The organism is Bacillus sp. 0209A (genome assembly GCF_036765095.1).
In the GTDB taxonomy this organism is placed as follows: Bacteria; Bacillota; Bacilli; order Bacillales; family Bacillaceae; genus Bacillus; species Bacillus subtilis_G.
In genome coordinates this window covers 576150-590401 of the sequence record NZ_JBAIZV010000003.1, presented here as the reverse complement: position 1 = coordinate 590401, position 14252 = coordinate 576150, and the positions used below count along the sequence as shown (strand labels likewise).

16 protein-coding genes are annotated in these 14252 nt (G+C 43.7%); 12 read left to right on the top strand and 4 right to left on the bottom strand.

Translation table 11 applies throughout. From position 1 onward, the window contains the following. Positions 1 to 20 precede the first annotated feature (20 nt). On the bottom strand, positions 21 to 209 hold the full coding sequence (locus V6D44_RS13850) for a hypothetical protein (RefSeq protein ID WP_333516595.1): 189 nt from the start codon (positions 207 to 209) through the stop codon (positions 21 to 23). Between the two features lie 662 nt (positions 210 to 871). Between V6D44_RS13850 and greA the strand changes: the two genes are divergently transcribed. The 4 genes from greA (at position 872) to V6D44_RS13830 (ending at position 4198) form a co-directional block, all read left to right on the top strand. Beyond that, positions 872 to 1345: a transcription elongation factor GreA gene (gene greA / locus V6D44_RS13845; RefSeq protein WP_087992256.1), complete on the top strand. Its 474-nt coding sequence runs from the start codon at positions 872 to 874 to the stop codon at positions 1343 to 1345. A gap of 53 nt (positions 1346 to 1398) precedes the next feature. Continuing rightward, positions 1399 to 3153, top strand: a complete 1755-nt coding sequence (locus V6D44_RS13840; RefSeq protein WP_333516594.1) for a peptidoglycan D,D-transpeptidase FtsI family protein — start codon at positions 1399 to 1401, stop codon at positions 3151 to 3153. 64 nt (positions 3154 to 3217) lie between these two features. After that, positions 3218 to 3925 carry a YrrS family protein gene (locus V6D44_RS13835; RefSeq protein WP_087992254.1) on the top strand — a complete coding sequence of 236 codons (708 nt, stop codon included), beginning with the start codon at positions 3218 to 3220 and terminating at the stop codon, positions 3923 to 3925. Positions 3926 to 4027: 102 nt separating this feature from the next. Continuing rightward, positions 4028 to 4198 carry a hypothetical protein gene (locus tag V6D44_RS13830; RefSeq protein ID WP_202327085.1) on the top strand — a complete coding sequence of 57 codons (171 nt, stop codon included), beginning with the start codon at positions 4028 to 4030 and terminating at the stop codon, positions 4196 to 4198. A gap of 17 nt (positions 4199 to 4215) precedes the next feature. Here V6D44_RS13830 and V6D44_RS13825 read toward each other — a convergent pair whose 3' ends face one another. Beyond that, on the bottom strand, positions 4216 to 4419 hold the full coding sequence (locus V6D44_RS13825) for a YrzA family protein (RefSeq protein ID WP_003225924.1): 204 nt from the start codon (positions 4417 to 4419) through the stop codon (positions 4216 to 4218). A 191-nt stretch (positions 4420 to 4610) separates the two neighbouring features. Between V6D44_RS13825 and V6D44_RS13820 the strand changes: the two genes are divergently transcribed. From V6D44_RS13820 to V6D44_RS13800, 5 genes are all read left to right on the top strand, one after another. Further along, complete coding sequence (locus V6D44_RS13820) at positions 4611 to 5252, top strand: class I SAM-dependent DNA methyltransferase (protein ID WP_075748112.1); 642 nt, start codon at positions 4611 to 4613, stop codon at positions 5250 to 5252. Between the two features lie 20 nt (positions 5253 to 5272). Beyond that, on the top strand, positions 5273 to 5968 hold the full coding sequence (gene mtnN / locus V6D44_RS13815) for a 5'-methylthioadenosine/S-adenosylhomocysteine nucleosidase (RefSeq protein ID WP_087992253.1): 696 nt from the start codon (positions 5273 to 5275) through the stop codon (positions 5966 to 5968). A gap of 61 nt (positions 5969 to 6029) precedes the next feature. Next, the gene (locus V6D44_RS13810) at positions 6030 to 6953 is read left to right on the top strand and encodes an O-acetylserine dependent cystathionine beta-synthase (protein ID WP_087992252.1); all 924 of its coding nucleotides are present in this window, start codon (positions 6030 to 6032) and stop codon (positions 6951 to 6953) included. A gap of 1 nt (position 6954) precedes the next feature. Further along, positions 6955 to 8094 carry a bifunctional cystathionine gamma-lyase/homocysteine desulfhydrase gene (locus tag V6D44_RS13805; protein WP_202327088.1) on the top strand — a complete coding sequence of 380 codons (1140 nt, stop codon included), beginning with the start codon at positions 6955 to 6957 and terminating at the stop codon, positions 8092 to 8094. A gap of 82 nt (positions 8095 to 8176) precedes the next feature. Beyond that, positions 8177 to 8407, top strand: a complete 231-nt coding sequence (locus V6D44_RS13800) for a YrhC family protein (RefSeq protein ID WP_087992250.1) — start codon at positions 8177 to 8179, stop codon at positions 8405 to 8407. Positions 8408 to 8442: 35 nt separating this feature from the next. On the opposite strand, the gene V6D44_RS13795 is transcribed toward V6D44_RS13800, so the two are convergent. Both V6D44_RS13795 and fdhF read right to left on the bottom strand, forming a co-directional pair. Beyond that, on the bottom strand, positions 8443 to 8925 hold the full coding sequence (locus V6D44_RS13795) for a DUF1641 domain-containing protein (protein ID WP_202327089.1): 483 nt from the start codon (positions 8923 to 8925) through the stop codon (positions 8443 to 8445). 18 nt (positions 8926 to 8943) lie between these two features. Then, on the bottom strand, positions 8944 to 11886 hold the full coding sequence (gene fdhF / locus V6D44_RS13790) for a formate dehydrogenase subunit alpha (protein ID WP_333516677.1): 2943 nt from the start codon (positions 11884 to 11886) through the stop codon (positions 8944 to 8946). Between the two features lie 314 nt (positions 11887 to 12200). Between fdhF and V6D44_RS13785 the strand changes: the two genes are divergently transcribed. The 3 genes from V6D44_RS13785 to V6D44_RS13775 all read left to right on the top strand — a co-directional run bounded on the left by V6D44_RS13785 (position 12201) and on the right by V6D44_RS13775 (position 14175). After that, positions 12201 to 12569, top strand: coding sequence for a DUF2294 domain-containing protein (locus tag V6D44_RS13785; protein WP_024714924.1), 369 nt, complete (start codon positions 12201 to 12203; stop codon positions 12567 to 12569). A 261-nt stretch (positions 12570 to 12830) separates the two neighbouring features. Then, positions 12831 to 13631, top strand: coding sequence for a formate/nitrite transporter family protein (locus tag V6D44_RS13780; protein ID WP_253268447.1), 801 nt, complete (start codon positions 12831 to 12833; stop codon positions 13629 to 13631). Between the two features lie 394 nt (positions 13632 to 14025). Continuing rightward, positions 14026 to 14175 (top strand): YrzI family small protein, encoded by a 150-nt coding sequence (locus V6D44_RS13775; protein ID WP_087992248.1) that lies wholly within the window; start codon positions 14026 to 14028, stop codon positions 14173 to 14175. The last annotated feature ends 77 nt before the right edge of the window (positions 14176 to 14252 follow it).

Here is a 14252-nt window from a genome sequence, read left to right as displayed (position 1 = left end):
ACTCATTTCACAGCGGGACTTTATATAATCCATATTTTGTTTTTTTTATCCCATGAAAGCGCGCCTTTGCGGATCAGACTTTTTGTAGTCTCACGGATCTCCTGTTCGCTTTTCCCAGTCTTTCTTTTGAGTTCTTGTAAAGTCGGGTTCTTTCTATATAAATGCATGTTCACAATGATCCGATATAACTTTCGTTCAAAGTCGGTCATGGTAAAAACCTACTTGATGATTTTCTCATTAATTTGTTAGTGGCTTTACCTGAAGAATGCCGGGTAATGCTTTTTCTGAGCGATCCTTTACTTGTTGCTTGCACATTGCCTAAGATGCGTGCTAAAGTAAGTGAAAATCCATGGGCGTTGTTAAGAATCAAATGAGTCACTCCCTTATCAAGTACACACATCAATTATACTAGAAGAGAAATGCCCACATTGCCCACAGTTTGCCCATACTTTTTTATAAAACAGTGTAAACCAGAGCAAATTGACATATACGGAAACCTTACATAAAGCCTGACATAGTAGGATTTCGTTATAAATGGGTTGTACTCAATACTCTAGAGGAACAATTGATCTGATGGTCACGAAAATACAGACCATCCTTGAACAAAACGCGATTTTGTAATACCATAGCATAGACATAAATAACTCTGACCATATTATGTATAGGCAGGAAGGGGATGTGCGAATTCCCTTCTTTCCCTGTTTATAAACGCGAAATATTTGCAGAACGACAAGATTCAGTTTAAGATAAACAGTACCTATATGGGAGAGAAGAACGAGGACTGCCCTGTGTTCTCATTCTTGTATTTTTTAGTTTATGCTCTCATACATAATCGAAGATGTTGAGGGACAACCAGAAGGAGTGAAGGGACATGGCACAAGAGAAAGTTTTTCCTATGACTGAAGAAGGAAAACAAAAACTTGAACAAGAATTGGAATATTTGAAAACGGTTAAACGAAAAGAAGTAGTAGAGCGCATCAAAATTGCGAGAAGTTTCGGAGACCTTTCCGAGAACTCTGAATACGATTCAGCAAAAGAAGAGCAGGCATTCGTAGAGGGCCGTGTAACGACTCTGGAAAATATGATCCGCAACGCGAAAATCATTGAAGATGACGGCGGCTCTAACGATGTCGGTTTGGGTAAAACGGTCACTTTCGTCGAATTGCCTGACGGTGAAGAAGAATCATATACAATCGTTGGAAGCGCTGAAGCTGATCCGTTTGAAGGGAAAATCTCAAACGACTCACCGATCGCAAAAAGCCTGCTGGGCAAAAAAGTCGATGATGAAGTCACAGTTCAAACACCGGGCGGAGAAATGCTCGTGAAAATTGTGAAAATTTCATAATATCCGTTTAGCGGATAAACACCTCGTCCACAATGTGGGTGAGGTGTTTTTTTATGAAGATATCGAAACGAATGAAGCTGGCAGTCATCGCTTTTTTGATCGTATTTTTTTTGCTGTTGCTGCGGCTGGCGGAAATCCAGCTGTTTTTCACCGAATCATTTTCTAAAAAGAAAATCAATTTGATCCAGGAAAGTGTGAAACAGCGGACGGAGGAAGTGCTCATTTCTGACGGAAGAGGTTCCTTTTTAGATCGAAACGGGCAGGCGCTGACCGGCAAAAGCGAGCCTGCAGTTGTTTTGTTCCCTTTTCTGCTGACGCAGGATTGGCCGATCAAAAAAGTTGCGGACATCATCGGCATGTCTGAAGATGAATTGCACCAGACACTCACAAAAGCGAAAAAACCGGTCATTTTGCATCAAAGGAAAATCAAAACACTTTCGAAACAATCCATTACAAAAATCAATTCTTTGAAATATCCCGGCATTTACGGCGTATATATGGAGAATGAAGACAAGCCAAGCCTTGCTTCACATACGATAGGAAACACAAATCAAGATCCGGCGCTTCTCCGGAAGAAATATCCGGACCAGAAGAACCTCCCGATTACAACGAAAATCGGAACAACCGGTTTAGAACGGACATTTGATGAGTTTTTGCTTCCAGAACAAGATACAAAACTTTTATATCATGTGGACGGAAGAGGAAATCCTTTGTTTGGCATGGACGTCAAATATACTGCTGAAGCCAATACGTTTTATCCGCTTCAGGTCAAAACAACGATCGATCAAAGCATTCAAAAAGTGATGGAGGAGGTATTGGATGAACAGGGGCTGAAAAAAGGAGGAGCTGTGCTGCTGGACATCGAAAATAGCAGTGTTCTGGGAATAGTAAGCAAACCGAATGCGGATGTGTCCCGGCAAAACACGCTTCAAAATTACATGCTGACGCCAATCTATCCCGGTTCTGTTTTTAAAACAGTCATTGCCGCAGCTGCAATCGAAAATGATACGGTGAAGCCGAGTCAAACCTTTAATTGCAATTTAAACCTGTATGGGGAACCGGGTGACGATAAAGGAACCTTGTCTTTTGATGAAAGTTTTGCCCAGAGCTGCAATTACACATTTACGAGTCTTGCAGAACAATTAATGAAAAAAGACAGCTCGGTTATTGAAGATATGGCAGAAAAGCTGGCTCTCACAGATCGGGCAGGCTGGGAAGGAAAACTGTATCACGAATCAAATTTCCGTCAGTTGTATAATGAAAAAAGCGGCGTGGTTTGGGGGGATGAAAAAGACAAATTAGTCAAAAAAGCCATTGCGCAAACAGCGATCGGGCAGAAAAATGTGAAGGTAACGCCGCTCGAGGTAGCCAATATGATGGCGGCCATCGCCCGCGGCGGAGAAAAGCGGCAGGTGAAAATCGCTGAACAAATTGAATATAAAAACGGCACAACGCTCGCCAAGTTTAAAGATCAGAAGCTCAGCGGAGAAACGATAGACAAATATACGGCACAACAGCTTCAAAAAATGCTGCGGCGGGTGGTGGAATCTCCTTCCGGAACGGGCAGAAGGTTTCAGGATCTTCCGTATACTGTAGCAGGGAAGTCAGGCACAGCCCAGACAGGCAAGCTTTCAAAAGAGCAAAAAGCACTCTATGAAAAATGGTTTGCCGGATATTTTCCGGCGGATAAGCCGAAATACGCTCTTGTCGTTTTACACATGGATACGCCGGGGGATAAGGCTCTGACAAATTCCGTGTTTTATGATATTGTTAAAAAAGTACACGAAATAGAAATCAATCAGAAATAGAACAACTTCTCAGCACATGGTAAAATATATGCTGAGCCAAGAGGGATAAAGGAGTGCAGAATTATTGAGCAATAATCAATCTCGTTATGAAAACCGTGATAAGCGCAGGAAAACTAATTTAGTGCTTAACATTTTAATTGCAATCGTATCCATACTAATCGTCGTGGTAGCAGCTAATCTCTTCATTAACAGTCCTTCTAGCAAAGATGTCAGCAAGGATTCTGAAACGGCGCAAAAACAAGAATCTCCGGCTTCAGGAAAGACGGAAAAGAAATCGGATGAGGATATAAAAGACAGCAAGAAAGATACATCTGACAGCGAAAAGGATGCTGAGAAGTCTTCTGATTCAGACTCAGATTCGAAAAAAGATGATTCTTCTAAAGGTGATGACTCTGATTCCGATTCAGACTCAAGCTCAGATTCAGGTGACCCGCTTAAAGACGCAAAAGTAACAGAAGGCGGCTCATCAAGCGATGTAGAAAAAACGTATGTAAATTCTGATTGGAAAGCAGTCGGAACTGAGCAGACGGGCGAACATGCCGCCACTTATGACTCAAGCTCACAAGACTGGGCTGAGATGCTGAAAGCTATTTCATATGCAACCGGTGTTTCAAAAGATAACATGACGGTGCTCTGGCTCGGGAATAACGGCAGCCCTCAGGATGCCAAAGGCAAGGTTTTAGACAAGACGACCGGAGATAAATATCAAGTCACGATTACATGGGTTGATGACAAAGGCTGGAAGCCGACAAAAGTAGAAAAACTAAAATAAACAAAGCAGCCGGTCTAGAGCCGGCTGCTCAGATTGTTGACAAAAAGCTAAAATGGTGTTCATTTTAGCTTTTTGTCATTTTTTCAGCGTGATTGAAAACCCTTGAAGTCTAGGAAGGACGAGCATCGAAGCAGACTTCCGCAGGATGCGGTGACAGCGGCGTTTGAGCAGGACGCTCAGCTTTTAGCCGCTGATCTTTTCTCAAGTGAGCATCGACGCGCAGGCCTGACAACGAATGCGAGGGTTTGTCGACACGGTGAACAGCCGGTTTAGAGCCGGCTGCGTTTGTTTTAGGCTTCAGCTGCGAAATGAACAACCGCGCTGTACAATATTCTACCGTCTGCCACAGCGGTCTGGTGTGAAACAGACTTCACCCGGAGCATGATGGCTTTATTGTTTTCAATTTGTGTATTGATTTTCTTTTCAAGCTCCTGCAATGAAGCCGCTTCGAAAAATTCCACTTTGTCTTTTATCAAATCTAATTGAAAATTCATCTCTCGGCCCTCCTACTTTCACAAGTCATATGAAGTATAAGCTTTTTTGCCGTAAACGCGCAATATCGTTGGCATAAAATACACAAAGTGTTTTAGTACCTCCTTTTCAGAAGATGTGGTATGATAGGAACTGTTCCATCATTAATTCATAGTATGCTTATAGGAATTATAAAATATGGAGTGTGACAAATATGGGACGTGAATTTATCCCTCTTTTTGAAGATTGGGCAGCAACTTATGATCAAACAGTACAAGGTTTTGATATTCAGTATAAAGAAGCATTCAGAGGCTACGATGATATCCTTGATGCCATCGTCAGCAGGTCTGGAACACATGTGTTAGAATTTGGCCCGGGGACAGGGAATTTGACAGCCAAGCTGCTGGATGCGGGCAAATCTGTATTTGGAATCGAACCGTCTCCCGCCATGCGAAAATTGGCTTCTGACAAGCTTTCAGGCAGGGCGGAATTCGTTGACGGAGACTTCCTGACATTTCCCGAGCCGCCATTTCATGCTGACACAATTGTCAGTTCATATGCTTTTCATCATTTGACCGATGAAGAAAAGCGGGCTGCAATAAAGCAATATGGCAAATACCTTCACTTGCATGATAAAATAGTGTTTGCCGATACCGTCTTTAAAGATGCGCAAGCGTATCAACAGGCTATCGATAAAGCCCGTTCTCAAGGCTTCTATCAGCTTGCAAATGATTTAGAGACAGAGCATTATCCCACATTGGATGCGCTGAAAGAGATGTTTACAGCTGAAGGTTTTGCAGTCCAATTCACTCAGCAAAACGACTTCGTGTGGATAATGGAGGCGATCAAACGGTAAAGTGAAGGGAATGTGAATAGATGAAACTAGCAGTCATCGGAGCAATGGAAGAGGAAGTTACCATCCTAAGAAGCAAACTTGAAAATGCAAAAACAGAAACAATCGCACACTGTGAATTTACAACAGGTGAATATGAAGGAACCGAAGTGATTCTTTTAAAATCTGGAATTGGAAAAGTAAATGCTGCCATCAGCACAACGCTTTTGCTTGACCGATATAAGCCCAATTATGTGATTAACACAGGCTCAGCGGGCGGATTTCATCATACACTGAATGTAGGAGATGTCGTCATTTCAACTGACGTTCGCCATCATGATGTAGATGTAACGGCCTTTGACTATGAATACGGCCAGGTTCCGGGTCTTCCGGCTGCTTATGCAGCAGACGAAAAGCTGATCAGCATCACTGAAGAAGCGATTTCTGAACTTGACGGCATTCAGGTTGCAAAAGGAACGATCGCAACAGGTGATTCTTTTATGAACGATCCGAAGCGGGTTGAAGAAGTGCGTGCGAGATTTTCTGAGCTGTATGCGGTTGAAATGGAGGCTGCGGCAGTGGCTCAGGTGTGTCATCAATTTAAAACGCCGTTTGTCGTCATCAGAGCTTTATCTGATATCGCTGGAAAAGAATCACATGTATCATTTGACCAATTTTTAGAGCAGGCCGCTGTCAATTCCACAGAGCTTGTGTTAAAAGTGATCAAACGAATTCATTAAACGGGGGAGAGTTCTCCTCCGTTTTCCCTAAAAACAACCTCTATCAAGGAGGAGGACATATATGACTGTTATTACGGACATTACCGAGCTGATTGGGAATACACCGCTTCTCCGCCTGAAGAACTTTGATGTTCCAGACGGGGTCGCAGTGTATGCCAAGCTTGAAATGATGAATCCCGGCGGAAGCATCAAAGACAGACTGGGAGATATGCTGATCCGTGACGCTTTGGATTCGGGCAAAGTAAAGCCCGGCGGAGTGATTATAGAAGCTACGGCAGGAAATACAGGAATCGGCCTTGCGCTGAGTGCCAGAAAATATGGATTACAAGCAATTTTCTGTGTCCCTGAACATTTCAGCACAGAGAAACAGCAAATTATGCAAGCGCTTGGCGCATCGATCATCCATACACCGCGTCAAGACGGAATGCAGGGAGCCATTCAAAAAGCCATTCAGCTGGAGACTGAAATTGAAAATTCTTATTGCGTTTTGCAATTTAAAAACCAAGTAAATCCATCGACTTACTATAAAACGCTTGGGCCTGAAATTTGGGAAGCGCTTGACGGCAATATTCATACGTTTGTCGCAGGGGCAGGATCAGGAGGCACATTCGCAGGAACAGCTTTCTTCTTAAAAGAAAAAAACCCAGCAGTTAAAACAGTGATTGTCGAACCGGAGGGCTCCATTTTAAACGGAGGAGAGCCTCACGCTCATAAAACAGAAGGCATCGGCATGGAGTTTATCCCCGATTATATGAATAAAAGCCATTTTGATGAGATCTACACCGTAACAGATGAGAATGCGTTTAGACTTGTAAAAGAAGCGGCGGAAAAAGAAGGACTGCTGATCGGTAGCTCTTCAGGTGCAGCGCTTTATGCAGCATTGGAGGAAGCGAAAAAAGCATCCGCAGGAACAAACATTGTCACGGTATTCCCTGACAGCAGTGATCGATATATCAGCAAACAAATTTACGAAGGAGGCATCTGATATGAAGAAAAAAACTTTGATGATACACGGCGGAATCACAGGTGATGAGAAAACAGGCGCAGTGTCCGTGCCTATTTATCAAGTGAGTACGTACAAGCAGCCAAAAGCAGGGCAGCATACCGGCTATGAGTATTCAAGAACGGCCAATCCGACAAGGGCCGCTCTCGAAGCGCTTGTGACAGAGCTGGAAGGCGGGGAAGCAGGCTATGCGTTCAGTTCAGGAATGGCTGCCATTACAGCGGTTATGATGCTGTTTAACAGCGGAGATCATGTTGTTTTAACTGATGATGTGTACGGCGGAACATACCGCGTGATGACAAAGGTGCTCAATCGTCTTGGCATTGAATCAACATTTGTCGATACAAGCAGCGGAGAAGAAGTTGAAAAAGCGATTCGTCCTAACACAAAAGCCATTTATATTGAGACACCGACAAACCCGCTGCTCAAAATCACCGACTTGTCGCTCATGGCTGATATCGCAAAAAAAGCCGGTGTACTTCTTATCGTAGACAATACCTTTAACACCCCTTATTTTCAGCAGCCGCTTACTTTAGGGGCTGATATCGTGCTTCACAGTGCGACAAAATATCTTGGCGGACACAGTGACGTCGTCGGCGGTTTAGTTGTGACCGCATCGAAAGAGCTTGGGGAAGAGCTGCATTTTGTGCAAAACTCCACAGGCGGCGTTCTTGGCCCTCAAGATTCCTGGCTGTTAATGAGAGGAATCAAAACATTGGGTCTCAGAATGGAAGCGATCGATCAAAATGCGCGGAAAATCGCGAGTTTTCTTGAGAATCACCCTGCTGTCCAAACGTTATATTATCCTGGTTCTTCAAATCATCCCGGACATGAGCTTGCAAAAACGCAAGGGTCTGGCTTCGGCGGCATGATCTCTTTTGATATCGGCAGTGAAGAGAAGGTTGATGCATTTTTAGGAAATCTGAAATTGTTTACCATTGCTGAAAGCCTCGGCGCGGTAGAAAGCTTAATTTCTGTTCCGGCAAGAATGACACATGCCTCTATTCCGAGAGAACGCCGGCTTGAACTCGGTATTACGGATGGCTTAATCAGAATTTCTGTAGGAATTGAAGATGCAGAAGATTTGCTGGAAGATATTGAGCAAGCGCTTAAAAATATATAACAAATGGATACAATTACTTTCTCTGTAAGCCGCCAGATTATATTATAATAGTCGTATACTACGAATCTGGCAGGTGATTCATTTGAATAAAAATAGAATGAAATCTTTAAAAGAAGATTACAAGCATTTTGCTTTTACGTTGCTTGCAGTCAGCACTTTTTTATATATAGGCGCAGTTCTCCCCGATCAAGGCTTAACCTTAGGCCAAAAATCGATGATGCTTTTAGCGGATTGCGTATTTTTAGCCGGTGCCTTCTTTTGCGTAGATCGTTCATTAATTTACAAGAAGCGTTTGGAAGAAGCCGACGAATAAAAAAACAGCCATCAATCAGCGATGGCTGTTTTTTGTTATTTTTCTTGCAGTTCTTTTCCCATGCCTTTTAAAAACTGAAGGCCGAAGCCGACGGCTCTGTTGATATCAGGATCATTCATTGCTTTTAAAAGGTCGAAAATCCCGACTTTCTTGTCTTCTTTTAAAAAGCTTTGCGCCTGTTCAGTTCCAGCCATTACGCTTTCTAAAAGTTTTCCTGTAAACTCAGGATCTGCTTTTGTCAATGCGCCTCCAGCGGCCATCATCGTGTTGATGAGGTTGGTGACAGGCTCACGCGAGACTTGGCCAAGCGCAATCTTGGCGATGTCTTCCTTCGCCCTCAGCATACTTGCTGCCGCATCAAAGATTCCAAGTTCATTCAGTTCACTCATTAACGTCATCGTTTTCGAGACAGCATCTTCATTTTCCGCCAGCAGCCCTTTCAGCTCCTCAATTTTTTCAAGCTTGATTTGCTCCGGTGTTTTTGTTTCTTTTTTGATCGTTGTAATCGGAGTAGCCATTTTGTTTCCCCCTTTCGTTTAATCAGTTAGATGAACATAGCCCGGACGATTCCATTTTCTTTCTGCCTCGACGCCGTTTTGCGGGTTCCGTTTCTTGTTACGCGGATTTGTTTTAGGAAGCGGTGTGCTTTCGCAGCCTCCCAGCACTTCCATGCGTACCTTCGTCTGTTTATAAGCAGGCGTGTTCGTGCGTTTATCAGCCGCAGGCCCTGTCAAGAAGTTAATCGCTGACTCCTTGTCGGTTGAGTTCATCGGCAGATAGAGTTCATTTTTCCGTACCCGGTCTGTGATCAGCGCGTTTAATTTGACTGCTCCGAACGGAGAAACGAGCCGGACAAGCGAACCGTCACAAACACCTCGCTCCTGTGCAAGCTCAGGCGAGATTTCAACGAATACATTCGGCACTTTTGCTTGGATGCCTTTTGATTTATTTGTCATGTTTCCTTCATGGAAATGCTCCAGCATCCGGCCATTATTGATATGAAGGTCATATTCTTCCGGAAATGCCGCTGGCTCAGTCCAATCAGAAAGTGCAAAGCGGGCTTTTTTGTCAGGGAAATTAAATCCGTCTTCATACAGAAGCGGTGTGCTTTCACCTGTAAAGCTGCCCCATAGGAAGCTGTTCCAGTCTTCAAGCACCTCATAGCTTGCTTTCCCAAACAGAGGAGAAAGGCTCGCCATTTCTGAGAAAATGTCACTTGGATGGCTGTAATTCCAGTTTGCTCCTAAGCGGTTTGCCACCTCTTGAATAATCCACCAGTCCGGTTTTGCGTCACCAAGTGTCGGAAGCGCCTGATACAATCGCTGCACGCGGCGTTCTGTATTGGTAAATGTCCCGTCTTTTTCAAGTGAAGGAGTGGCAGGCAAGACGACATCGGCATATTGCGCTGTTCTTGACAGGAAGATGTCCTGAACCACGAAGAAATCAAGGCTTGATAAAATATCATGCACATGGTTCGCGTTTGAATCGACAAGCGCCATATCTTCACCGACAAGATACATCGCCTTCATTTTTCCTTCTTCAATGGAATGAAGCATTTGAATATTATCTAAACCAGGTTTTCCTTCAATTTCGACACCGTAAGCTTCTTCAAATTTAGCGCGGGCTTTGTCATCAGTAATATGCTGATACCCCGGCAGCCAGCCAGGCAGTGTTCCCATATCGCAAGCGCCTTGTACGTTATTGTGTCCGCGCAGAGGATACGCGCCGGCACCAGGACGGCGATAGTTGCCCGTAGCGAGAAGCAGGTTTGAAATCGCTGCTGATGTATCAGAACCGCCTGTATTTTGTGTGACACCCATTCCCCAAAGGACACAAGTGCCATCAGCGTCACGAATCATTTCCGCCATTTCAATCATGTTTTCTTTTGAAAGGCCTGTAATGCGTTCCGCGTAATCAAGTGTATAGGTTTGAAGTGTTTCTTTATAATCTTCAAAGTAATTCACGTTATCATTAATAAACGCCTGATCGTGCCATCCTTGATCGATCATATATTTTGTTACAGCCATCAGCCAAACTTGGTCTGTACCTTGTTTAGGGCTGATGAACAGGTCAGACCGCTCCGCCATCTCATTTTTACGCAGGTCGGCAACGATCAGTTTTTGACCGTGGAGCTTATGCGCCCGTTTGACACGTGTTGCAAGCACCGGATGCCCTTCCGCCGGATTGGCGCCGACAATGATGACAAGACCGGCTTTGGCAATATCTTTAATCGTGCCGGCGTCACCGCCCATCCCGACAGTGCGGAACAATCCGTCTGTAGCAGGAGACTGGCAGTAGCGTGAGCAGTTATCGACGTTGTTTGTTTCAAATACCTGACGCGCTAATTTTTGAATAACATAGTTTTCTTCATTCGTAATCTTAGAAGAAGAAATAAATCCGACAGAACCTTTGCCGAACTGCTCCTTAATTGATCCTAATCTGCTTGCGACAAGATCGAGGGCTTCTTCCCAAGAAGATTCAACAAAAGCCCCGTTTTTACGGATTAAAGGCTTTGTGATCCGCTCTTCAGAATTGACGAAGTCCCAGCCGAATTTTCCTTTGACACATGTAGAAATCGCATTAACCGGAGCATCGGAAACAGGCTGGATCTTTAAAATATCCCGTCCTTTTGTCCATACTTCAAAAGAACATCCCACACCGCAGAACGTACATACCGTTTTTGTTTTTTTCGTTCTCGTGTCACGCATAGCCGCTTCGACTTCAGAAATGGCAAAAATGCTGCCGTAATCGGGTTCAACGTTTTTTACGAGATCAATCATCGGTTCCATGACATCCTCTTTGATGCCTGTCATAAAGCCAGCCTGCCCGAGCATTGATTTTTCCATCAGCGCATTACATGGGCATACGGTGACACACTGGCCGCAGCTGACACAAGAAGATTCATTGATCGAAACTCCCTCATCCCAAATCACGCGAGGACGTTCGCGTTCCCAGTCGATTGAGAGGGTTTCATTTACCTGAAGGTTTTGACATACCTCAACGCATTGGCCGCAGGCGATACATTGGTTTGGATCATAGCGGTAAAACGGATGAGACATATCAATCGCGCAAGACGGATCTTCTTTTGGCGTGTATGGATATTTTTGATGCTCGATCCCCATCATTTCCGCTGTGTTATGCAGCGTACAGTTCCCATTGTTGTTATCGCAAACCGTACAATACAGCAAATGATTTTCAAGAAGGCGGTCCATCGCTTCGGTTTGCGCCTCTTTCACCCGATTTCCCGAAAGGTCAATTGACATTCCATTTTCCACGACAGTAGAACATGAACGAACCAGCTTGCCGTTTGCCTCTACAATGCAAGTATCACAAGTTTGAAGCGGGTCAACCTCTGGAACGTGGCAAATCTGTGGGTACTCAATCCCGTTTTCATTTAAAATATCTAAAATTGTGGCCCCTGCTCGTGCTTGAATTTCGTTTCCGTCTACACGGACACTGATCGACGTAACGTCCATCATATTCATATATCCCTCCATCTTTCTTTCAAGAAGTCAAAAAAAGCCATGTATAGATACACCTGTCCTTAACGCTAAGAAGGTGTAAACACACATGGCGGAATAGTTCACTAGCAAGTCTTACTAACAGACCAATCCTTGATTTTTATAAAACGATAGACTTATAACAAAATCCTATTACAAATCCATCAACACTGCTTTTATTATAAAGTGATATTTATTATAATACAATATAGCAGGAAAATTTTAACCAAGTGAAATGTCCTGAGGGGAACCGGGAAAAGCCTTACGAGGCCATATCGGAAGGGGTAATCAGCATGTCTAAAAAAATTCATGAGTTCAATGATATCATTCGAAAACTTCGTAAAGAATTATTCGGCAAAGGGCCTGAACGAATTCATACTGTATTTGTAGAAAACATGGCAGTCTCAACACTATACGGAAATCTGAGTGCAAGCGAGCAGTTTATCGCCCGCACACCTGAAGGAAGAGAAATGGTACATGCGGCCCGGACAAGCCTGATTCAAGACCTTTATTCCAAACAAACGCCGGAGGGAATGGAAGAGCTGATTGGGGCTAAGCTAGTCCATTTGTTTTCTGATATAAAAATTGAGGAAAATATCGCTGTATCTGTGTTTGTCTTTGACCAAAAAATAGATGATCAAAAAGAAGCCCTGCAAAGCTAGCACATTTGTCATTGACACAAATTTGTCACATTTGATATGATGTGGCTACAGTTATAGAAGGCAAAAGCAATGGAATGTATGCACGAACTGTATATATTCTCTTTCAATATCTTAAATTCTGCTTGATATTGTTGTATGGGTATGCATACAAGTTAGGCAGCATTCAAACGCCTGGTTGACACAGGTCATTTGAGTGCTGCCTTTTTTTATTGCCTTTCTGCCATAACTGTGAGAAAAGAAGAAATAATGGAGGGTTTTAGTATGGCTTTTCGAAAACCGGATGAAATAGCGGATGCAGCAATTGAAGCAGGGATGAAAAAAGTAAAGCTTCCGCTGCCGTCTCTGCTTGTATTGGGGTTTTTAGGCGGCGCATTTATCGCGCTCGGGTACTTGCTTGATATCAGGGTAATCGGCGACCTGCCGAAAGAATGGGGAAGCCTTTCCAGCCTTATCGGGGCTGCTGTATTTCCTGTTGGTCTGATCCTTGTGGTGCTCGCTGGCGCTGAATTGATCACAGGAAATATGATGTCCGTTGCGATGGCCTTATTTTCGAGAAAAATATCAGTAAAAGAATTGGCGGTTAACTGGGGAATCGTCACGATTATGAACCTAATCGGCGCATTGTTTGTTGCCTACTTTTTCGGGCATTTGGTTGGGTTGACTGAAACAGGTCCTTATTTAGAAAAAACGATCGCCGTTGCGCAAGGAAAGCTTGATATGAGCTTCGGCAAGGTTCTCATTTCCGGCATCGGCTGTAACTGGCTTGTATGTCTTGCGGTGTGGCTTTCTTTCGGCGCCCAAGACGGAGCAGGGAAAATCCTTGGCATCTGGTTCCCCATTATGGCTTTTGTTGCAATCGGATTTCAGCACGTTGTCGCCAACATGTTTGTGATTCCCGCTGCCATTTTTGCTGGCTCGTTCACGTGGGGGCAGTTTATCGGAAACATCATTCCGGCTTTTATCGGCAATGTCATCGGCGGAGCGGTGTTTGTCGGTCTCATTTATTTTATTGGATATCATAAGAAAGACTGCTCCAGAAAAGAAATGAAGCAGGTATCATGAATAAAGGGCAAATCCACTCGAGGAAACGTACAAATTCAGTCCATTTTTAGAAAAAGATGTTTACAAAATGGAATTTGGTGGATATACTTACAAAGGAAGAAAAAAGCAAAGGAGGCTGAACAAAATGACAATGAGACAACGACGTCAACCTGTACGTGATACACAAGAAAAAATTCATGGTTCATTCAGCCTGTGGAAGAGTTCGTGTCCTTCCTTAACCGATGCTTATCGCACGCATTAAATTCGGAATAGACGGACATACGCAACTCCCCGCAGGCAGTAGAGGCATTGGTTTGGTGTCTTCTTTTGTCTGCGGTTTTTATTTGCCCGCGGCAGAAGAAATGATGCCGCGGGTTATTTCGCTTGAAGCGGACTTTGAAAGGGGGTGAGCGATATGACGATTAACCTATTCTTTTTAACGTTAACGATTAACAAACGGTTTAAAAACCCGGAAGAATTCGAACGAGAACAGCAGATTGAGCAGATTTATGATGAAATGAAAGAGTCTCAGTTAAAGCATCTTTATTTAACAAACTGGCGCTAAAAAGCAATGAAAAACTGAAGGGGGAGATGACATATGCTTAGAATGGAATTATTGATGCATTATACGATGGAGAAGGA

What these genes read in the sequence shown, in the direction of transcription:
- V6D44_RS13825 (WP_003225924.1), bottom strand. Translation starts at nt 4,419, where the DNA reads ATGAATTTTCAATTAGATTTGATAAAAGACAAAGTGGAATTTTTCGAA.
- V6D44_RS13840 (WP_333516594.1), top strand. Translation starts at nt 1,399, where the DNA reads ATGAAGATATCGAAACGAATGAAGCTGGCAGTCATCGCTTTTTTGATC.
- mtnN (WP_087992253.1), top strand. Translation starts at nt 5,273, where the DNA reads ATGAAACTAGCAGTCATCGGAGCAATGGAAGAGGAAGTTACCATCCTA.
- fdhF (WP_333516677.1), bottom strand. Translation starts at nt 11,886, where the DNA reads ATGATGGACGTTACGTCGATCAGTGTCCGTGTAGACGGAAACGAAATT.
- V6D44_RS13810 (WP_087992252.1), top strand. Translation starts at nt 6,030, where the DNA reads ATGACTGTTATTACGGACATTACCGAGCTGATTGGGAATACACCGCTT.
- V6D44_RS13785 (WP_024714924.1), top strand. Translation starts at nt 12,201, where the DNA reads ATGTCTAAAAAAATTCATGAGTTCAATGATATCATTCGAAAACTTCGT.
- V6D44_RS13775 (WP_087992248.1), top strand. Translation starts at nt 14,026, where the DNA reads ATGACGATTAACCTATTCTTTTTAACGTTAACGATTAACAAACGGTTT.
- V6D44_RS13850 (WP_333516595.1), bottom strand. Translation starts at nt 209, where the DNA reads ATGACCGACTTTGAACGAAAGTTATATCGGATCATTGTGAACATGCAT.
- greA (WP_087992256.1), top strand. Translation starts at nt 872, where the DNA reads ATGGCACAAGAGAAAGTTTTTCCTATGACTGAAGAAGGAAAACAAAAA.
- V6D44_RS13795 (WP_202327089.1), bottom strand. Translation starts at nt 8,925, where the DNA reads ATGGCTACTCCGATTACAACGATCAAAAAAGAAACAAAAACACCGGAG.
- V6D44_RS13780 (WP_253268447.1), top strand. Translation starts at nt 12,831, where the DNA reads ATGGCTTTTCGAAAACCGGATGAAATAGCGGATGCAGCAATTGAAGCA.
- V6D44_RS13820 (WP_075748112.1), top strand. Translation starts at nt 4,611, where the DNA reads ATGGGACGTGAATTTATCCCTCTTTTTGAAGATTGGGCAGCAACTTAT.
- V6D44_RS13805 (WP_202327088.1), top strand. Translation starts at nt 6,955, where the DNA reads ATGAAGAAAAAAACTTTGATGATACACGGCGGAATCACAGGTGATGAG.